We start from the raw sequence: 20,060 nt of genomic DNA on the forward strand, positions 1-20,060 counted from the left end.
GTGGACATCCTGCGTCTCAAACGCCTGATCGATCTCTTCGCGCATGCTCCAATCAACGAACTGGAGATCGAGGAAGGCGGCCAACTGATCAGGATAAGCCGTGGAAAGGCAGACGGCTCCGCGCCGATCGTCGTGAACCGGCCAGTGGATCGGGCGGGGGCGATCATCCCGGAACAGCCGGCTGCCGCACCGGCGGAAGACACACGAATCATCACGGCCCCCACCTATGGCGTTTTCCATCTTTCTCCGTCACCGGGGACGCCTCCCTATGTGAAGGTCGGGCAGGACATAGAGGCCGGCCAGCAGGTGGGGATTGTCGAGGCAATGAAGGTATTCAATGCGGTCAAGGCAACGCTGTCGGGTCGGATCGTGGATATCCTGGTTCAGGATGGCGCGGAAGTGGAGGCAGGCTTGCCCCTGTTTCGTCTGAAATGAGCGACAGGAAGCGTTTCGACAGGGTCCTGATTGCCAATCGCGGCGAAATCGCCCTGCGTATCCAGCGCGCGTGCCGGCAGCTCGGGCTGGAAACGGTCGCAGTTCATTCGGAGGCGGACGCCGAGAGCCGCCATGTGCGCGAGGCGGATGTCGCTTTATGCATCGGCCCCGCGCCCGCGGGCCGGAGCTACCTGGACACCGATGCGCTGCTGCTGGCTGCCAGGGTTACCGGGGCGTCGGCCATTCATCCGGGATATGGATTTTTGTCCGAAAATGCCGATTTCGCAGACGCCGTCGAAGCCGCGGGCCTGACGTTCATCGGTCCGACCGGCGCGTCCATTCGCCTGATGGGGGACAAGATCACGGCGAAGCGCGCCATGCGGGATGCGGGCGTTCCCTGTGTGCCGGGGTCTGACGGACCGTTGCCCGCTTCGATGGACGAGGTTCAGGCCCTGGCCGCGGAGGTCGGCTTTCCGGTGATCGTGAAGGCATCGGGCGGGGGCGGTGGACGCGGCATGCGCGTCGTGTGGGACGCCAAGGACCTTGCCGAGGCCGTGACGCTGACGGCGAAGGAGGCGCAGCAGGCTTTCGGCAATCCCACCCTCTACCTCGAGCGCTTCATGCAGAAGCCGCGTCACATCGAGATCCAGGTACTCTGCGACACCCACGGAACGGCCTTGTGGCTGGGGGCGCGCGACTGTTCGCTTCAGAGGCGCCACCAGAAAGTGCTGGAAGAGGCGCCCGCGCCTGGAATCCCACCTGCCGTCATTGCCCAGATTGGTGCCCGGTGTGCCGAGGCCTGCCGCAAGATCGGATATCGCGGCGCCGGGACGTTCGAGTTCCTGTACGAGGACGGTATTTTCGCGTTTATCGAGATGAATACGCGCGTGCAGGTGGAACATCCGATCACCGAAGCGACGACCGGCATCGATATCGTCTGCGCGCAGTTGAAGATCGCGCAAGGCGAGGCGCTGGCGATCAGGCAGGAGGAAATCGTCACCCACGGTCATGCGATCGAGTGCCGGATCAACGCCGAGGACCCGTTTTCGTTCATGCCGTCGCCGGGGACGATCTCGCGCTGGGATCTGCCGGGTGGCCCGGGGATCAGGGTCGATACGCATGTTGTCGACGGTTATACGGTCCAGCCCTATTACGATTCGCTGATCGGCAAAATCATCGGCCACGGCGCGTCGCGGGAGGAGGCTATCGCCCGCCTTCGCGTCGCGCTGGCGGAGATGCGCGTGGAGGGCGTTTCCACCAATCTGCGCCTGCATCAGGATGTGCTGGCAGATCCCCGCTTCCAGGAGGGGGGCGTCGACATTCATTATCTCGAGCGATGGCTGGCGGAAAGGACGACGTCGTGACCGGACCATCGAAAGTGATTCCCGACCTGGATACGCTCCCGGACATAGAGGAAATCGGCCAGATCGCGACGTGGCTGGCCGAGGCGGGAGTGGAGTCCGTGGAACTCTCAAGCTGCGTGGGCGGCCGGTTGCGGATCTCCGTCGCGCCAGTGTCGCTGCCGGTGGGGCAGGGCGTGATCGCGCAGCCGGTGCCGCAACCCGCGGCGGTCGAACTGGTTGCCGCGAAGGCACCGTTCTTCGGGCGGCTATGCCTGGTGCGTCCACCCGGCGAAGACGCGTTCGCGCCTGTTGGATCGACTGTCCATAAGGGCGATATCGTGGCACTTCTGACCCTTGAAACCCTTCAGGTTCCGGTCACGGCGCCCGTTGACGGCGAGATCGTGGAAATTGTCGGGCGAGCGGGCGACCTGGTCGGATATGGCGCCGAAATCTTGAAGATCAGACCCGGGGGCGTTTAGCCGGGGAACGGATCCCGGCGGGCAGAGCCGGGGGAAGTACCTCTTCCCCCGGCGCTTTTCGGTCTTACGTCAACGAAGACACGAATTCGGCGATACGCCGGCAACCCTCGCGCAGGGTGTCCGTATCCGTCGCATATGAAATGCGGAAGAAGGGGCTCATCCCGTAGGCCGCTCCCTGCACGGTCGCGACCTGTTGCTCTTCCAGAAGCGCCATGACGAAGTCGGTGTCGCTCTCGATCCGGCGACCGCCCTTCGTGGTCTTTCCCAGGCAGGCGCCGATTTCGGGATAGACATAGAAGGCCCCTTGCGGCGTGTGGCATCGCAGGCCGGGAATCGCGTTCAGAAGGCCGACGACGAGGTCGCGCCGCGCCTGATACTCCTGCGCCCGGTCATTGAGATAGTCCTGCGGCCCTTCAAGTGCCGCGATGGCGGCGGCCTGGGCGATGGTGTTGATGCCGCTGGTGGCCTGGCCCTGCATATTGTTCATGGCGGCGATCAGTTCCCTTGGGCCGCCACAGAAGCCCACGCGCCATCCGGTCATGGCATAGGCTTTGGACACGCCGTTGACCGTCAGGACCCGATCCTTCAGGCGCGGCTCGATTTCCGCCAGCGTGCAGAATTCAAAATCATCGTAGATGAGGTGCTCATAGATATCGTCCGTCAGGATCCACACATGAGGATGTTTCATCATGACAGCCGCGATGTCCTCCAGATCCTTGCGGGGGCAGCAGGCGCCCGTCGGATTGTTGGGGAAATTCAGCACCAGCCATTTGGTCTTCGGCGTGATCGCCGCCTCCAGGTCCCTGGCCGACAGGCGGAAATCATTGCCGGCAGGGCAGGGCACCTGCACGATGCGGGCGCCACCCAATCGGGCGATGTCGGCATAGCTGATCCAGTACGGCGTCGGCAGCACCACCTCGTCACCCGGATTGCAGGTGGCCATCATGGCATTGTAGATGATCTGCTTCGCGCCATTCGCGACCAGGATTTCGTCCAATCCGTAATGAAGGTTGTTATCCCGCTGGAACTTGGCCTGGACCGCCTTCTTCAGGGCCGGCTTGCCGTCCTGGGGCGGGTATTTGGTATCCCCGCCACGCGCGGCGACGATGGCCGCCTCGACGACGTGGCCAGGGGTCGGGAAGTCGGGTTCCCCCGACGAAAGGCTGACGATCTTCATGCCTTGTGCCTTGAGCGCAGACGCCTTGTCCGTCATGGCTGCGGAAGCGGAGATCGCAATCCCGTTCAGTCGGTCTGCAAAGCCAGGCATCGATGGTTTCTCCAGTCTCGATAGCACGATATTATCTGGGTTTGGCTTAACCTAGATCGTTTCGTATTCGCTTAGATACCGACGAAAATAGTCTGGCCCCATACAACAATTATATGGAGGTGGAGGACGGCCTTAATATTACAGTACAGAGACGGTCGGGGCGGCGTTGGTCGGCGATACGGACCAGTCGAAAGCCGGCTCGACGTCGATCGTCCCATTTTCTGATCCCAGGATTCACAATGGCCGACATGATGCAGGGTAGTGACGTCAGCGATCGCCTGTCCTCCGGCCTCGCCGAAGGGGCGACGGATGGAAAGGCGTGTCGGCCAAGCTGTCGGGTCGAGCGTGATCTCCTGGGAAAAGTCGAGATTCCCGCCGATGCCCTCTGGGGCGTGCATACCCAGCGGGCAATCGAGAATTTTCGGGTCAGCGGTACGCCGATCGGGGCATTCGAAGAGCTCGTCCAGGCGCTGGTGATCGTCAAGCAGGCGGCTGCACGCGCAAATCGCGCGCTGGGGTATCTGGATGCCGAGCGTGCAACCGCCATCGAGGCGGCGTGTATCGAGATATTGAACGATGGACGCTACCGCGACCATTTCGTCGTGGATGCCATGCAGGGTGGGGCGGGAACATCCACCAACATGAATGCGAACGAGGTCATCGCGAACGTCGCGCTCGAGATTTCCGGCAGGTCACGGGGCGATTATGCTGCCCTGCATCCCAACGACCACGTCAACATGGCGCAGTCGACCAATGATGCCTATCCGACCGCGCTCAGGCTGGCGGCGCTCCTTGCCGTCGACCCCCTGGTCACCGCCCTGACCGGGCTTGTGGCGGGCCTGGGCGCCAAGGCGACGGCGTTCGCTTCCATCCTCAAGGTCGGTCGTACTCAGCTGCGTGACGCCGTGCCGATGACACTGGGCCAGGAGTTCGGCGCGTTCAAAAGCGCGATCGAGGCGGAAATCCGAAGCCTGAGGGACCAGTCGGCCGCATTTCTCCAGGTCAATCTCGGGGGGACGGCTATTGGTACCGGGCTGAATACCGATCCACGTTACAGGCGGGTGGTCACGGCCGAACTGGCCCGATTGACCGGCCGTCCCATCGTTTCTGCCCCGGATCTTATCGATGCAACGTCCGACGTTGGGGCTTTCACGCTGTTTTCCGGGACGTTGAAAAGGCTGGCCCTCAAACTGTCCAAGATTTCGAGCGACCTGAGATTGCTGTCGAGCGGACCGCGTGCCGGACTGGGCGAGATCGTGCTGCCCGCGGTTCAGGCCGGGTCTTCGATCATGCCCGGCAAGGTCAATCCGGTTATACCCGAAATGGTGAATCAGGTAGCCTATCTCGTCGCCGGTCATGACGTGACGATCACGATGTGCGCGGATGGCGGGCAGCTTCAGCTTAACCCGTTCGAGCCGATGATCGGCTATTGTCTTCTGTCTTCAATGAAACTGCTGACATCTGCTGTCGATACACTTCAGTCGCGCTGTATTTCGGGAATCGAGGCTGATATCGACAGGTGCAGGTATTTGTCCGAAAACAGTATCGGCGCGGTGACGGCGCTTGTGCCGGTGCTCGGGTACGATATCTGTTCGACGCTGGCCAAGCGAGCGCTTGTGGAACACAGGAAGATCACTGACCTGGTGCGCGAAGAAGATCTTCTGTCCCAGGAAAGACTTATGGAAATCCTGCGGCATGAGGCACTGACCCAACCCAATCTCGGCGGACATGTCGGCTGAACGGGCCGCTAGGACGCCTGCGTTCCCGGCCAGTTCCGTGAGGTCGCCATTGCCCTGGCCAAATCGATCAGATGTTCCCGGACCGCCACCGAGGCTTCGGTTTCGGGAACCGTTTCGGGAATACAGAGAGACACATCTTCCTGGATCACCGGGTTGCGCAAAGGATAAATTCTGGATTTATCCGGCACGACAATTCGGCTGGCGACGGACCATGGAAGAATCGTGCTGCCGATGCCTTCGGCTATTGATTCCTGCAACGTGAGCAGAGCTTCGATCTCCGCAACGATATTGGGCTTGAGCTGCTTGCGCAGGAACGCCATGTCAATGCGATGTCGGACGAAATTATGCTTGGGGGGAACCAGAAGAGGAATGTCGACGATGTCCGCCAGTTGAACCGCGCCTGCCGAATCTTGGGGAAATTCCAGAGATATGGGGGCAAGAAGAAAGAAGTCTTCCTTCATCAACGGTGTGAAAATGACCCCCTTGATCGGACCGGCGCCATGAATGACGGCCATATCCAGGCGGCCGGTCATGATCAGTTCACTGTATATATCGTCAAAGCTCTCGGTTAAATGGAGAGTGATCCCGGGAAGGCGCGACCGCACGCGCTGCAGCAGGTCGACGGAGAGTGTCGACCCGGCACTGTATGGCGAAAGACCGACCGATACCTTGCCAACAAGCGGCCCGACGCCGGCGCCGATTTCGACCATGGCCCTGTCGAGCTGCTTGATCAGGATCTGCGCATGCCGATACAATTCCAGGCCGGCCGTCGTCGGGGTGACCCCACTCTTGCTTCTGATGACGAGCTTCTGCTTGAAGGCACTTTCAAGCGCTGCCAATTGCTGACTGAGTGCGGGCTGGGCAATATTGAGGAGATCGGCGGCACGCGAGATGCTGCCGAGGTCTATTATTTTTACAAATGCCTGCAGCCGCCTTATGTCCAACTGAAGCTCCATCTTGCCGCAAGGGGGTATTGCCTAGATAATAGGCACTTCCACTCAATTCGTCAATGAATGAGCGGCTGGACGTGCCGGCCTCAAAGCCGACCCATGATGGTCTGCTGCGGTCCGGGTCGTGGCTCTCCTGCTGGAATATCCCTTGGGCCGGAAAGGTCGGCCGTCCCTTCGGGGCCGACCAGGTCAGTGATGTCGGGGCGGGATGCGTGTGGATCGCTGTGTCGCTGCATGGCGATATTCGATACGGGAGACGTAACTTTTCGACTTCGTAATATCAAGGGCGTGGTGCCGACGTTTCCATGGGATTTCCCGGGTGTCCCCCTCCGAGCCATACAATTTAATTATGCTGCCATATTCCCGAATGTAGCGTAATTTGTAACGAAGCAGTCGATAATTCTGTCCTGGATTTTCCGCAATCGAAAGCATTGCCGGAGCGGCGAGATCGTGCCGTCGGCAGAGGACTGAACGTATCGTTCCATCTCGGGATCATTCCTGAGTCAATACAGGTGAAGAGGACGAAAATGTTGATTCAGCATTCCCGGGAGTCGCGGTCACATGGCAATGTCGACGTCGCTCTTCCAGTAGAACTCCCGTTGAAGAAAAACGGGAAATCGAAATTCGTGTCCGCGTCGGGGTGGAAGGCGGGCACGGCCTTGCGGCCGGTGGCGTGTCTGGCGGCATTTGGCCTGTTCGCAACCGCGACCGTAACGCTTCCTCTGGCGACGGCTGCTCGTGCAGACGATGGGAACGTGCACATCCAGGGATCCGGCGGTGCGAAGAAATCCGCTCGTTCCACCGCGACGGGCAGGGGGCGCGGCGGTGTTCAACCGAAGCACAAATCCGACGCGGACGAGCAGGTCATCGTGACGGGAACACGGGCGCCCAATCGTCACGCGCGTCAGAGTTCGAGCCCGATTTCGGTCGTCACGGCGGCGACACTCGCACGTACGGGGCTGCCGAATCTGGCCGAGGCCCTGGCACGTACCTATCCTTCCATCAACATCCAGGCGATGGGCCAGAACGCCGATGCCCTGACCTCGTCCATCCGTATGCGTGGACTCAATCCCAACCATGTCCTGGTGCTGGTCGACGGTATTCGTCGTCATACGACCGCGAATATCAGCACAGGGGCAGGGGTGAATTTCGGCTCCACGCCTGTTGACCTGAACACGATTCCCGCTGCCGCAATCGACCATATCGAGGTACTGGAAGACGGTGCCGCGGCGCTTTATGGATCCGACGCCATTGCCGGCGTGATCAACATCATTACGAAGAAGAAGGCCTCGGGGCTGCATGTCAGCGCCACCACCGGCGCCAATGCCTATAATGGTGATGGATGGACGGCCCAGCTCGACGCCGATGGCGGGTTCAAGCTCGGCAACGATGGGTACATGCATTTGTCCGGGCAGTTCATGCACCGGGATGATTCCGTCATTCGGGCGATAGATCACAGATTCATCGAAGACCAGGCACCTCCCGGCGCGTATACGGCGGGCGCATATACGGGAAGCATGAAGATTCCTCTTTATTCGAATCAGGTCACCAACGTTCCCGAGGAAACCCGGGAGTCCCTTGCGCTGACGTTTGGTAAACCCCTGTCCGAAAATATCGACGGATACGGCATGATTACATATGCCCACCGTCATTCGCAGGCGTTCGAGCAATATCGTCTGCCCACCGTGCTGCCTTCGGTCTACCCGTACGGCTTCGAGCCCCTCGATGTGGGCGAAGAGAATGACTACGCGGCCACGCTCGGGCTGAAGGGGAGCAATTTCCTGGGCTTCGACTGGAATCTGAGTACCACGTACGGCGCCGATCAGGTCAACCTGTCGACGACCAACAATGTCAATCTGGGGATGCTGAAATCCACCTGCGTCCCGGCTTCGGTCGATCCGACGTCTCCGTATGCGTCGGGGGACGGTTGTGGCTACGCCAAGACCAACTTCTTCCTGAAAGGCTTCACGTCGGCCCAGTGGGATAACAAGCTGGACTTCCGCCGCGGGCTGACCCTGCCTTTCCACATGCCGCTCAACCTGGCATTCGGTGCAGAGCATCGCCTGGAAATGTACGAACTCACCCCGGGAGAACCGGCGTCTTACCAGGTTGGTGGACCCCAGGCCATCGTCGGGTTGACGCCCAGCAATGCCGGATCATGGAACCGCGACATCTGGGCCGGTTATATCGACACGGATATCAAACCGCTTCCGCACTGGGATATCGACCTGGCCGGACGGTTCGAGCACTATACGGATTCCGGAAATACCGAGAACGGAAAGATTTCGACGCGATATGATTTCACGCGGCGCATTGCCATCCGTGGAACGATCAGCAACGGCTTCCGCGCTCCGACGCTCGCGGAGCAGCATTACAGTTCGGCCAGTCTGCAGCCGACCGCCGCCGGGGGGCTTTTGCCGGCCGATTCGGCCGCTGCGCGTGAACTCGGCGCAACACCGCTGAAACCCGAACGATCCTGGAATCTCTCGGGCGGCTTTGTGCTGGAACCGATCGACGGATTCCATGTCGAGGTCGACGCCTACCAGATCGCCATCCGGGACCGTCTCGTCAGCAGCAGCTCCTATAACGGGGCGGCCGCGGTCAGCGCGCTGGAATCGTTTGGCTTTGCGGTGCCGTCAACCATTCCGGCACAAAACGTGACGGCCAACTACATCACCAATGGCGCGAGCACCCGCACCCAGGGGCTGGACATCAAGGCCGATTATATTCTTCACCTGCAGCGCTATGGCAACCTGGCCCTGACGGCGGCGCTGGACCTGAACCGGACCCGCGTGGGGCACATCGCCAGCGGCGCGACCGGTGCGCCGCTTCTCAACGCGCAGGCGATTTCACAGTTCACGACGGAATATCCGCGCAGCAAGCTGATCCTCAATGCGCTTTGGACGATCGGCAATTTCGACATCAATGTCCGGCAAAGCCGCTATGGCGAGACCACCAGCCTGCTGACCTACCAGGATTGGGCGACAGGTACCTGCCCCGACGGCTCGGCCAAGCAGTATTCCACGAAGTGCTTTTACCAGTTCAAGGGCTCGCCGAGGTGGCTGACCGATCTCCAGGTCGGATATCGCATCAATCCCAACTGGCATGTGGCGTTGGGCGCAAACAACATCTTCAACATCCGTCCCCGCCAGATTCCGCAATCGACACGCTATAACGGCACGAATATCTACGACACCTATGCAGCGGGCATTCCCATGACGGGCGGATATTATTACGGCCGCGTGGATGTTACGTTCTAAGATCGGATCCCGTCTCGATCAGTGGTTGATTGTGGGCGGGGTTACGAACTGGCGGTCATCGGCGCGTCGCTTTCAGGCAGCGGCGCGCCGGAGTGAACGCGCCACGGTGCCTGCCGGAAGGTGATGCTGCGGCAACATTCTCGACCGCAGGCGAGCGGTCGGACAGACCGGATATCCGACCTTGTCGGACTCACCTGATTCCCATCGCCTTCATCTTGCGATACAACGTCGCGCGGCTGATTCCCAGACTGCGCGCCGTTACACTCGCATTGCCCTGCGAGAGCACCAGGGCCGAGCGGATGACATTCTCCTCCGCCTTCTGGAAACTGATCTCGCCACGCGTTTCCAGACCGGTCAGCAGGTTCGGATGCGTGTCGATCATGTCGTCCGTCCAGCCTGTCAGTGCCCGCGCCGCGTACGTCGCACCCGTCACCTCGCCATCATTGTTGATCGCGACAAGCGGTGCCGAGCATCCCTTTGCCACGCCAAGGGTCAGAACCCGATCGCTTCCATGACGTTCGCGAAAAAGCTGTTCCTCGATGCGCCGTCCGGCCTGCAACAGCGTATCCAGCACGAGCGATGCCACGGGCCGTGTGGTGTCCCCGTTGAACGCGGCAAGATTGATTGCCCCCGCCACACGGCCCTGCGCATCGAAGATCGGTACCGCATAACTCGCCAGAAGCGAAAAGCAGAACCGCCAGTGCTCGCCCTCGCCAAGAAAGACCGGACAGCAATCCTGGACCGCCGTTCCGATCCCGTTCGTTCCGGCCACCTCTTCGTGCCAGAGCGCCCCTTCGCGCAACTGCAGCCGCCGACAGACCGGCAGATGGGCCTCGTCAATACAGCGTGCGAGGATCATGGCGTCCGGGTCGGCCAGCAGAACCATCAGGCCCAGCCCCTGCACCAGATCGAAGACCTGCCTCATCTCGGGCATTGCCGTTCTGAGGAAAATCGCGGACCGCCCGCTGACATGGCGGAATTCTGCCCCGGACAGCACGTCGGCCGTCCATCCCTGCGAGGGATCAAGCTGATAGGACCCCGAACAGCGCTGCCAGGATTTTGCAACTTCGCCTGCGCCCGGTATTTTTGGAACAGGCCCCGAAGGGCGAAAGGCCACGTCCTTGCCGCCAGCCGCTTTCATTTTCGCTCACCGTCTGCGCATCAGCCACACCGCCTTTCCGTTTCCGTCGTGGTCGTCCGGCCCGGAAAGGCAGCTCACTTATACAGCATCTGATATGCCGTCATACGCATTTTGTGTCACGTTTCGGCGTGAACGCCTGCCGGGTGCGTGGCGAGAACGGGACGCCCCTCCCGCTCCCGCTGTTGTCACCACAGGTAGACGAACTTCACGTAATACGCGTTGCTTTCGGGAATATTCCGACCGTCGACGGAATGCGAATAGCGTGTGGTGAAGGACAGATGCTTGGAGATGTTGAACATGATCCCCGTGCCGAGTGCCACCTCACGGCTGTTGGAATCATTCAGATATTGCCTTGCCGTCCGGTCGTATGTGCCGTTCACGTTCTGCCAGTCCAGTGCAAGGAAGGGCTCGACCAACGGGGTGGCTTTCCAGCTGAACCGCAGATTGGTGTAGAATATGACACCCGGCGAATAGCTGTGCTGGCCCTTGATGTGCTTTGTCGACCCGACGACGGTCCCGGCATCGCCGTCGAAGCTGAAATATTTCCATTCATAATCGAAAATCAGGCTCGAAATATTCGACCAGTAGTTCGGAGAGGTCGCGTCGCGCGTGCCGACGGGTGTCTGCATGAAGGTCTGGATGCCGAGCGTGCTGTGGCTGTTCGGCTTGAACCAGGCTGCCGGGCCGACGATGGTCGGCCCAAGGCCGCCATAATTCGTCCCGTTCGCAAGAGAGTAGCTTTCGGCCTGGATCAGCTCGAAAGCGAAGCCGACGTGCGGGATCGCATCGAAGCTGCGGAAATGGACATATTTCGTCAGGCCCGACCAGGTGTGACTTCCCCCGGCAGGGGTTCGCTGCCCCAGGCTGTTGTAGGAATTTCCCGCCGCATTGCCGTCGCCGTACTGGACCAGCACGTTGAACGGCGTGAAATCGACGGGCAGGTCATATTCATGTGGTCCGATGATGCCGAGGGTGACATCCGCCGCACGTGCCGTCTTCGCACCAAGCAGCGCGACAGAGGCAATGGTGAGGCGCGCGATGGCATGAAGCCATTCCGGCTGTTCCGTCCGATGCATGGGAGGATTCCGTCGAAAGGCGCGGGCACCCGGCCTGCGCCGAAGCGCCAGCCGGGTGCCCGCTGAAGGTCGTGGTCGTTATTGCGCCGGCGTGCCCTGCGCGCCGTCGAGCGTATAGGCGATGATGTAGTCGCCGCTTCTGGTGCCCAGGCCGCCATGTCCACCGGCCGCGATCAGCACATACTGCTTGCCGCCGATTTCATAGGACATCGGCGTCGCCTGTCCGCCCGCCGGCAGACGGTCGTTCCAGATGACCTTGCCGGTCGCCAGGTCGAAAGCCCGCAGGTAATCGTCCGCCGTGGCCCCCATGAACACGACGCCACCCTTGGTCACGATGCTGCCGCCGATGTTGTACATTCCGGTCGGCAGAGGCAGGTTGTTGTGTGTCCGGAAAGGCCCCGTGTCACGGGTCGTCCCGACAGGGTGCTGCCAGACGATCTTCTTCGTCACGAGGTCGATCGCCGTCATCGTGCCCCACACCGGCCCCTTGCAGGGAATCTGCAGCGGGTTCAGCCAGGGATTGGTGAAGGCGATATACGGCGTGCCGTAATCCGGAGAGACCGAAAGCGCGTCCCCCTTGGCCGCGGGTTCCTCACCCTGGCCGTTCCATTTCGGCAGCGTCCCCGACCCCTCCAGTGTCTGGCGCTTGTCCAGCTTGATGCGGAAGGGCAGATAGCTCGCGTTGGCCAGCATGATCTTTCTCTGCGGATCGATCGTGATGCCCTGCCAGTCGACGATACCATAGAATGCCGGATAGACGATTGTCGTCTTGCCGACATGCGGGGGGGTGAACTGTCCTTCGTATGCGGACTGGCGATATTCGATGCGGCAGATCATCTGATCCAGCAGCGTCGCCCCCCACATGTCGCTCTCCTTGAGATCGGGGGGCGTCAGGCTGGGCATCGCCGCCGGATAGGGCTGCGTCGGAGAGACACGGTCGTCGGGCGCATGCCCCGCCGTCGGAACGAGTCGTTCCTCGACGGGATATCCCGGAACCGGCTGCCCGGTGCGGCGATCCAGAACGAAGAATTCGCCACGCTTCGTGCTCTGCACCAGTGCCGGCACGCTCTCCCCGTTCGGGCCGGGCAGTTCCACCATGGAAGGGCCGGATGGAATATCCATGTCCCACAGATCGTGATGGACCGTCTGATACGTCCAGCGGCGTTCACCCGTCACGATATCAAGCGCGATCGTCGCGGAGGATGTCGCATCGTCGAACGGACGGCGCGAGCCACCCCAATTGTCCGGCGGGGAATTGCCCGTCGGGATATAGACCATGCCGAGCGCCGGGTCCGCCGTGTAGACGCCCCACGCATTCGGCGTGTCGCCCGTCAGCACGTCGTCCGGGCCCGGCTTCCAGGTCTCGGGCGTATGACCGGCATCCCATGCCCATGCAATCTCGCCCGTCGTCGCGTCGAACGCGCGGATGGCGCCGGAAGGTTCGAAATTGGCCTGATTGTCGAAAATCCAGCCGCCCGTGATCAGGCGGTTCTTGGCCACCATGGGCGGCGAGGTGATGAAGTGAAAGCCATGCGGCACGTGGCCGAGATACTGGCGCATGGAGATGAAGCCATGATCGCCGAAATCCTCGCACGGCTTCCCGGTCTCGGCGTCCAGCGCAACCATGCGCACGTCCGCCACGGGCGAATAGATGCGCGTCCGGCAGCTCGTCTGGATTTCATCGGGGATGCGGTAATATGTCACGCCGCGGCAGGCGAGATAGACGTTCTTCGCCAGGTCCGCCATCGCGGGATGGGGGTCGAAATTCCATTTCACCTTGCCGGTGGCGGCATCGAGCGCCATCACCCGGCTGTGCGGCGTGCACATGTAGAGCGTGTTGCCAACCTTGATCGGCGTGACCTCGAGATTGAATTCGTGCCCCTGGTCGGGACCCGCGACCGTGCCCTCGCCAACCTGCTGGACATCGCCCGTCCGCGTCAGCCAGGCACGTTTCAGCGTGCCGATATTCGCCGGCGTGATCTGGCCGAGAGGCGAATACCGATCGCCCCCCACCGTGCGCCCGTAGGCCGACCAGTCGGCATCGGCAACGCCATCGGATGCCGGGTCCGGCTGCCCCTGCGCCGCCATCCGGTCCGCGGGGACAGTCCCGTTGATCGAATAGGAGCTGAAGCAGCTGACCAGCAGCACCAGACAGGAAATTCCGACCGCGCCAAGCAGTTCCCGCTTGTCCGCAAGCCAGCCCGGGCCGGACCGCCAGACCCACGGAAGCAGCATCCAGACGCCAATGCCCACCAGCGTCAGAAGACGCACCTCAAGGCCCCAGATGTCGAACCCGACCTCGACCAGCGCCCAGAGGGTCGCAAGCAGCAGGAAGCCGGCATAGATACGGCTGGCCAGCTTCGGCATCCTGAACCCGCAGACCGCCACGCCGAGCATGACGGCACCCGTCAGAACATAGAACCACGAACCGCCCAGAAACAGCAGCTGCGCGCCACCGAAAAAAAGAAAAAGCCCGGTCAGGGCCAGCAAGACAGAGGTTATGATGGACAACAACCCCCCGTTACGTTCTCGCATGCCGCATTTCTCTCTAAAGTTTTCATGGGCCGCACAGCGCGTGACAGCATTCTTTTGCTGTCTCCGGCGGCCGGCTCCCCTGATCAGCATGCAGCCCACGGCCAGCGCCATGCGTCACACGGAGTTGCTCACACAGGTTTGTTTCTGGACGAGCCAATTGTCTCAGCCGTGAGACAGGTGACGGCTGGTTCCCAGTCCATAAGGGTCTCGGGCCGTGCGCGGACGGCTGAGATCGAAGCCAGCGAGCAGCCAGGCCCTTTGTCCGGGAGCGCCCGCGTATCGAGTGCATCCGGCGGCATCGCTCGTCAGGTCAATCTGTCCATCGTGGAGGGACCAAGCGAAAATCCCGGGCCCGCCGGACCACCAGACGCATGTCCGGACGCCACACACCATCTATGGCACGTTCGGCGTGATGGTCGGTCAGGGGTGCGATGCGGTCCTGGTCAGTCTCTTCTGGGCAATTTTGCCCATGTCGGGCAAGCCGCGCGGAAATATTCCATCAGGAATCATTCTGCTTGCAGACCACGCGCAGGATTGTCTCGATATTGAAATCGAGACGCTCCTGAAGCTTGTCCGGCGCCATCAGGTCGCACTCGAAAATGATGGAGCCCGTGAACCGGTTTGTCAGGTAGTAATAGCCAATAGCTGCAATCGTAATATTAAGCTGAACGGCGTCAACGCCCTGTCGAAAAATGCCTTGCTCTTCACCGCGTCGCAAAATCGTTTCCAGCATACTGACAAGGCTTCTGCTGATAACCGGAATTATATCGGATTTCTTCAGATGCTTGGCCTTGTGCAGGTTTTCGCTATTCACCAAGGTGAGAAAGGCAGGGTTGGCTAAATAGTAATTCCAGGTAAAGCGAATTAGCGTTTCGAGTGCAGTTTTTGGATTGAGGTGACCAAGCTCCAGTTCCTGCTCCGCTGTACGAATATCAACATAGGCATCTTCAAGAACTCTTTTGAAGAGAGCCTCTTTGTTTTCGAAATAATGGTAAATCATGCGCTTGTTGGATTTCGCCTGCTCTGCGATAATGTCGACCCGCGCGCCTCCCAGGCCATTTTTTGCGAACTCCTTCTTCGCTGCCGCCAATATGCGTTTCTGCGTTGCTTCAGCATCGCGTACGCGAACGGGCTGGACTTTGGCAGCGGTCTTCGTCTTCTTCGCTGTGACAGCGCTGCTGTCGGAGGTCGGTATCCTGGGCATGGTTGCTCCGTAGTCTAAACATCGACCCAGATCGGCCCGAGGTTTGTGTTCCACCACCAGCTGAATGTGCAGCACCTCATTCTCTAACCTAGTGATAATGCAGTAACAAGATACTTACCTCGCGATCATGTGTCGCCCGGATTCGCCGTGCTCCCTGCCGCGGGCGCGGCGGGCGGATTTTCGTCTTGGTATCAATTGCTGGTGAAATGATGCGCGATGGAGGTACGCCATCGGCAGATGACGAACTGACATACGGAGGCATCAACTGCGGTCTTTCAGGGGCTTAAACATGGCCGTAAGGCTTCCCGGGAAGGCGTAGACATAGGGGAAGCAGCCAAAAGCGGCTTTTTCGTCGCTCCCATGGATGTGCGGCCCGCCGGAGCGGACAGGGCAATTTGAGTGCTTGAAATAACCGTCCAGTTACTTAATATGCGGATTGGGAACAGAGTCCCGCAGGGGACTCGAAGGAAAAAATAATGAATAATATCAATCCCGCCCAGACATGCCCCTCACGGCCCCGCGATTTCGGCAGGCCCCGTCCACGGGGGGACGATATCGACAGGCGCTCCGGCAGATGGCTTCGGAGACAATCCGGATAGGCACGTCCTTTTCCGGGAAGCCGGAAAACGCGATCGCTATCCCTTTATCAATCTCCCGATCGGCTTCGCCGGCCTGGTTAACCGGCGCCGTTGGCGAGGGGATTCGACATGCCGGCATCATGAGACATGGGGCCGTTGGGATGTGGCGGAAGATTTCGCAGTATCGGCCCGCCTTATGACGGGTGGTGTTGGCACAGAGCGCGTTGTCATCCGCCATTACATGGATCGAAGCCTAAATGAATGATCTGGACAGTTACGAATACGGATGGGAGGAAATTGATGTCGAAAATCAGAAGCGCTTCCGATGCCGTCGCATTCATAAAAAATGGTGCGATCGTCGCGGTCAATTCGTCGAGTGGCCTGTGCTGTCCGGATGCGGTCCTGGCCGCACTTGGTGCACGCTTCAGGGAGGAGGGATCCCCGCGCGGATTGACGATGATCCATCCCATTGCCGCCGGAGACATGTTCGGGACAAAAGGGGTCGATCACCTGGCGCAAGCGGGACTGATTTCAACCATCATCGGCGGCTCCTATCCATCGGGGCCATCTTCCGCCGAACCCCCGCTAATCTGGCAAATGCTCGGCCGAAACGAAATCTCGGCCTATAATGTTCCAAGCGGCATCGTGTTCGATATCTTGCGGGAAGGTGCTGCGATGCGTCCCGGCGTGCTCACCAAGGTCGGGCTTGATACGTTCGTGGATCCGGCCCAGGAAGGCTGCGCGATGAATGCCGCGGCGCGCGAGAAGCCTCTCGTCAGGAAGGTGGAGTTCGCGGGTGAGGAGTGGCTTTATTTTCCGTCCATCCGACCCGATGTCGCCATCATTCGCGCCAGCGCCGCCGACGAACGGGGCAACCTGACATTCGAGCATGAGGGCGCCTATCTGGGCGCCATGGAACTTGCGTTGGCCGGCCACAATAGCGGGGGGATCGTGATCGCGCAGGTCCAGAGCATTGCACAGGCGGGAACGCTGCGTCCCCATGACGTGCGTGTGCCCGGCATGCTCGTCGACTACATCGTCGAGGCGCCGGAGCAGTTCCAGACGACGGCGACGCCCTACGATCCGGCGATTTCCGGTGAAATCTTCCGCCCGCTGGACAGTTTCGAGATTCCCGAGTTCGGGGTCGCCAAGATCATGGCGCGACGCGTCGCCCGGGAACTCCAGGCCGGCTGGGCCGTCAATATCGGTTTCGGCATTTCTGCGAACGTGCCGCGTATCCTGCTGGAGGAAGGGCGGCATGGCGAGGTGACCTGGGTTATCGAGCAGGGCGCGGTGGGGGGAGTTCCTCTTCTCGACTTCAAATTCGGCTGTTCAGCGAACGCGGAAGCGATTGTCGCATCGCCGCATCAGTTCGCCTATTTCCAGGCGGCGGGCTTCGATGCCTCGCTTCTGTCATTTTTGCAGATTGACAGGAACGGTTCGGTCAATGTTTCGAAACTTTCCGCCCGGCCGCATGTGACCGCCGGCGCGGGTGGATTTGTGGACATCACCTCCCGCGCGCGCAAGATCATCTTTTCCGGATATTTCAATGCCGGCGCGAAGTTCAGCATAGCGGACGGAAAACTGATCATCGAGCGGGAAGGGCGGATCGCCAAGATCGTCGACCAGGTAGAGCAGGTTTCCTTTTCGGGCCGGCGCGCTGTCGAGCAGGGGCAGGACGTGACTTACGTCACCGAACGCTGTGTCATGAAGCTGACGCCTGCCGGCCTGGTGGTGACGGAAATCGCGCCGGGGATCGACCTGCGGAAAGATGTCCTGGAACAGGCGGAAACACCCCTGCATGTTTCGCCGGATCTGCGGATCATGGATGAAGATCTGTTTTATCCGGAAGTATCCTCAGCGTGCAAAGAAAAGAGGGTTGCATCATGACTGCCCCCGAGGATCGACGCATTCATCTCTCATTTGAAGATGAGACGGTCGTGATACGCATTGATCGGCCGAATAAGCTTAACGCGCTCGACGACGTGGCGATACGGGATCTCGCCGCCGCATGCCGCGAGATAGAAGGCAACCCGGAGGTGCGCGTCGCCATTCTGGTCGGTTCCGGAGAAAAGGCCTTCTGCTCGGGTGGCGACATTGCCGCCTGGAGCGAACTTTCGGCCGTCGCATTCGGGCGTAGCTGGATTCGACAAGGTCACGATGCCTTCGACGCGCTGGCGCGCCTTCGCCAACCGCTGATTGCGGTGCTGAACGGCCACGCCTTCGGCGGAGGACTGGAGCTCGCAGCCGTCGCCGATCTTCGCGTCATGGAGAGGCACGCCCGTGTCGGTTTTCCCGAGACGGGGTTGGGCGTCATACCGGGATGGTCGGGGACGCAACGTGCCGTACGCCGGTTCGGGGCGTCCGTGGTCCGGAGGATGGCATTGTTCGGCGAAATCCTCGATGCGGAGCAGGCATTGACCGCGGGGATCGCCGATATTGTCGTCGAGACAGGCGCGGGGATTGCAAAGGCACATGAGTTGGGCGCGGCTGTTCGATCACGTGCACCGGTGGCGACGGAACTTGTGAAGATGCTCATCAACGCCGCCGAAGGCGAAGAGTGCGAGCGCGTTCCCGAAATCGCCGCGGGCATGTGTGCTGCATTCACCGCAGACCTGGCCGAGGGGGTTGCCGCCTTTCGCGGCAAGCGAAAGCCGACGTTCAAAGGGGCCTGACACACAAGCCGGGATGGGAACCTTTTCCGAAAGGGCAGCGGATATGACGGCAGGCGGATAGGACCGGTTTTCGCTGTCCGGGCGGGGAGTTCGTGGAACCTGTCGATTATAGCCATGTTCTTGACAACGAACGCTCCAACCAAATTTAGTATCTAACTAGATACATACATATTGAGGGAATCATGTTTCTCAGTGATATCCATGAGCAGGTCCGCGAGACGGCACGGCAGTTCGCCGACGAGGTGATCCGACCGGTCGCGGTGGAACTCGACGAGCAGGAGCGCTTTCCCGCCGAAATCTACAAGGAAATGGGCGCGCTCGGCCTCTTCGGTATCGGCGTGCCGGAGGAAATGGGGGGGCCGGGCCTGGATACGCTCGCCTATTCCGTCGTGATGGAGGAATTGTCGCGGGGCTATGCCTCGGTCGCCGACCAGTGCGGCCTCGTCGAATTGATCACGACGCTGCTGGTGCGTCATGGCACGCAGGAGCAGCGCACGCGGTTTCTGTCGACGATCATGACGGCCGAAACCCGGGTCGCTTACTGCCTGACCGAACCGGAGGCCGGCAGCGACCTGTCCGGCCTGCGGACATTTGCCGAGCGGAACGGGACCGGCTGGAAGCTGAATGGCGGCAAGATCTGGATTCACAATGCGCCCGTCGCCGATGTCGGGTTTGTCCTGGCGCGGACGGACAAAAATGCCGGTCACCGCGGCATGAGCATCTTCATCGTTGACCTGAACCAGAAAGGCGTCGAGCGGGGTCCGAAAGAACACAAGATGGGTCAGCGGGCGAGTCAGGTCGGCGCCTTGACCTTCACCGATGTCGTGCTTCCGGCGGATGCGCTGCTGGGTGAGGAAGGGCGTGGTTTTCATATGATGATGAGCGTGCTCGACAAGGGCAGGGTCGGCATCGCCTCGCTTGCGGTGGGGATCGGACAGGCAGGCCTGGAGGCCGCGCTGGATTATGCCCAGCAGCGCAGGCAGTTCGGTAACGCCATCGTCGAGTTCCAAGGTGTGCAGTGGCTTCTGGCGGAGATGGCGCGGGACGTCGAGGCGGCGCGTCTTCTGGTCCGCAGCGCCGCCATGAAGATCGACCGGGGCGACGAAGCCACGAAAGCGTGCTCTATGGCCAAATGGTTCGCCAGTGACATGGCGGTGGCACGAACCGCGGACGCCGTGCAGGTATTCGGCGGCAGCGGCTATATCCGCGGCTTCGAGGTCGAGCGGCTCTACCGGGATGCCAAGATCACCCAGATTTACGAAGGCACCAACCAGATTCAGCGCATGATCGTTGCCCGCCAGCTCATCAAGCAGGGTGCGCGCGGATGAAAGGGCACGTTCGACAGATGGCCCTTGTGATCGGGGCGCACGGGGGCATC

Annotated in this window: 14 protein-coding genes; 8 read left to right on the top strand and 6 right to left on the bottom strand. The window is 60.8% G+C overall.

The genetic code is table 11. From position 1 onward, the window contains the following. From HLH28_RS04485 to HLH28_RS04495, 3 genes are read left to right on the top strand one after another with little or no spacing between them, the layout of a single operon-like run. A complete protein-coding gene (locus tag HLH28_RS04485) occupies nucleotides 1-435 on the top strand; it encodes a biotin/lipoyl-containing protein (protein WP_182955150.1) in 435 nt (144 codons plus the stop codon). Next, the gene (gene accC / locus HLH28_RS04490) at nucleotides 432-1,799 is read left to right on the top strand and encodes an acetyl-CoA carboxylase biotin carboxylase subunit (protein WP_182955152.1); all 1,368 of its coding nucleotides are present in this window, start codon (nucleotides 432-434) and stop codon (nucleotides 1,797-1,799) included. The genes HLH28_RS04485 and accC overlap by 4 nt, the downstream gene beginning before the upstream one ends. After that, the gene (locus HLH28_RS04495; RefSeq protein ID WP_338029653.1) at nucleotides 1,796-2,257 is read left to right on the top strand and encodes an acetyl-CoA carboxylase biotin carboxyl carrier protein; all 462 of its coding nucleotides are present in this window, start codon (nucleotides 1,796-1,798) and stop codon (nucleotides 2,255-2,257) included. Before accC ends, HLH28_RS04495 begins: the two co-directional genes overlap by 4 nt. Before the next feature lie 64 nt (nucleotides 2,258-2,321). Here HLH28_RS04495 and HLH28_RS04500 read toward each other — a convergent pair whose 3' ends face one another. After that, complete coding sequence (locus tag HLH28_RS04500; RefSeq protein WP_182955159.1) at nucleotides 2,322-3,524, bottom strand: pyridoxal phosphate-dependent aminotransferase; 1,203 nt, start codon at nucleotides 3,522-3,524, stop codon at nucleotides 2,322-2,324. A gap of 239 nt (nucleotides 3,525-3,763) precedes the next feature. Here HLH28_RS04500 and HLH28_RS04505 point away from each other — a divergent pair, with 239 nt between their 5' ends. After that, nucleotides 3,764-5,263 carry an aspartate ammonia-lyase gene (locus HLH28_RS04505; RefSeq protein ID WP_246395676.1) on the top strand — a complete coding sequence of 500 codons (1,500 nt, stop codon included), beginning with the start codon at nucleotides 3,764-3,766 and terminating at the stop codon, nucleotides 5,261-5,263. A gap of 8 nt (nucleotides 5,264-5,271) precedes the next feature. Here the strand turns inward: HLH28_RS04505 and HLH28_RS04510 are convergent, their stop codons facing one another. Continuing rightward, nucleotides 5,272-6,207, bottom strand: coding sequence for a LysR substrate-binding domain-containing protein (locus HLH28_RS04510; RefSeq protein ID WP_182955983.1), 936 nt, complete (start codon nucleotides 6,205-6,207; stop codon nucleotides 5,272-5,274). Between the two features lie 533 nt (nucleotides 6,208-6,740). On the opposite strand from HLH28_RS04510, the gene HLH28_RS04515 reads away from it, so the two are divergent. Next, entirely contained in the window at nucleotides 6,741-9,473 is a 2,733-nt protein-coding gene (locus HLH28_RS04515) for a TonB-dependent receptor plug domain-containing protein (protein ID WP_182955162.1), read from the top strand. 190 nt (nucleotides 9,474-9,663) lie between these two features. Here the strand turns inward: HLH28_RS04515 and HLH28_RS04520 are convergent, their stop codons facing one another. The 4 genes from HLH28_RS04520 to HLH28_RS04535 all read right to left on the bottom strand — a co-directional run bounded on the left by HLH28_RS04520 (nucleotide 9,664) and on the right by HLH28_RS04535 (nucleotide 15,504). Further along, the gene (locus HLH28_RS04520) at nucleotides 9,664-10,614 is read right to left on the bottom strand and encodes a helix-turn-helix domain-containing protein (RefSeq protein WP_182955164.1); all 951 of its coding nucleotides are present in this window, start codon (nucleotides 10,612-10,614) and stop codon (nucleotides 9,664-9,666) included. Between the two features lie 185 nt (nucleotides 10,615-10,799). Then, nucleotides 10,800-11,690, bottom strand: coding sequence for a transporter (locus tag HLH28_RS04525; protein ID WP_182955167.1), 891 nt, complete (start codon nucleotides 11,688-11,690; stop codon nucleotides 10,800-10,802). 78 nt (nucleotides 11,691-11,768) lie between these two features. Further along, a complete protein-coding gene (locus HLH28_RS04530) occupies nucleotides 11,769-14,225 on the bottom strand; it encodes a membrane-bound PQQ-dependent dehydrogenase, glucose/quinate/shikimate family (protein WP_182955170.1) in 2,457 nt (818 codons plus the stop codon). Nucleotides 14,226-14,724: 499 nt separating this feature from the next. Then, a complete protein-coding gene (locus HLH28_RS04535) occupies nucleotides 14,725-15,504 on the bottom strand; it encodes a TetR/AcrR family transcriptional regulator (RefSeq protein ID WP_338029654.1) in 780 nt (259 codons plus the stop codon). An 803-nt stretch (nucleotides 15,505-16,307) separates the two neighbouring features. Here HLH28_RS04535 and HLH28_RS04540 point away from each other — a divergent pair. The 3 genes from HLH28_RS04540 (at nucleotide 16,308) to HLH28_RS04550 (ending at nucleotide 20,010) form a co-directional block, all read left to right on the top strand. Next, nucleotides 16,308-17,897, top strand: a complete 1,590-nt coding sequence (locus HLH28_RS04540; RefSeq protein WP_182955174.1) for an acyl CoA:acetate/3-ketoacid CoA transferase — start codon at nucleotides 16,308-16,310, stop codon at nucleotides 17,895-17,897. Then, nucleotides 17,894-18,682, top strand: coding sequence for an enoyl-CoA hydratase/isomerase family protein (locus HLH28_RS04545; RefSeq protein ID WP_182955177.1), 789 nt, complete (start codon nucleotides 17,894-17,896; stop codon nucleotides 18,680-18,682). Before HLH28_RS04540 ends, HLH28_RS04545 begins: the two co-directional genes overlap by 4 nt. Before the next feature lie 182 nt (nucleotides 18,683-18,864). After that, on the top strand, nucleotides 18,865-20,010 hold the full coding sequence (locus HLH28_RS04550; protein ID WP_182955180.1) for an acyl-CoA dehydrogenase family protein: 1,146 nt from the start codon (nucleotides 18,865-18,867) through the stop codon (nucleotides 20,008-20,010). Nucleotides 20,011-20,060 lie beyond the last annotated feature (50 nt).

It is taken from the genome of Gluconacetobacter tumulisoli (assembly GCF_014174155.1).
Taxonomy (GTDB): domain Bacteria; phylum Pseudomonadota; class Alphaproteobacteria; order Acetobacterales; family Acetobacteraceae; genus Gluconacetobacter; species Gluconacetobacter tumulisoli.

Excerpts from the sequence above, each read along its gene's own strand:
- accC (WP_182955152.1), top strand. The coding sequence starts at position 432 with ATGAGCGACAGGAAGCGTTTCGACAGGGTCCTGATTGCCAATCGCGGC.
- HLH28_RS04500 (WP_182955159.1), bottom strand. The coding sequence starts at position 3,524 with ATGCCTGGCTTTGCAGACCGACTGAACGGGATTGCGATCTCCGCTTCC.
- HLH28_RS04505 (WP_246395676.1), top strand. The coding sequence starts at position 3,764 with ATGGCCGACATGATGCAGGGTAGTGACGTCAGCGATCGCCTGTCCTCC.
- HLH28_RS04515 (WP_182955162.1), top strand. The coding sequence starts at position 6,741 with ATGTTGATTCAGCATTCCCGGGAGTCGCGGTCACATGGCAATGTCGAC.
- HLH28_RS04520 (WP_182955164.1), bottom strand. The coding sequence starts at position 10,614 with ATGAAAGCGGCTGGCGGCAAGGACGTGGCCTTTCGCCCTTCGGGGCCT.
- HLH28_RS04525 (WP_182955167.1), bottom strand. The coding sequence starts at position 11,690 with ATGCATCGGACGGAACAGCCGGAATGGCTTCATGCCATCGCGCGCCTC.
- HLH28_RS04530 (WP_182955170.1), bottom strand. The coding sequence starts at position 14,225 with ATGCGAGAACGTAACGGGGGGTTGTTGTCCATCATAACCTCTGTCTTG.
- HLH28_RS04540 (WP_182955174.1), top strand. The coding sequence starts at position 16,308 with ATGTCGAAAATCAGAAGCGCTTCCGATGCCGTCGCATTCATAAAAAAT.
- HLH28_RS04545 (WP_182955177.1), top strand. The coding sequence starts at position 17,894 with ATGACTGCCCCCGAGGATCGACGCATTCATCTCTCATTTGAAGATGAG.
- HLH28_RS04550 (WP_182955180.1), top strand. The coding sequence starts at position 18,865 with ATGTTTCTCAGTGATATCCATGAGCAGGTCCGCGAGACGGCACGGCAG.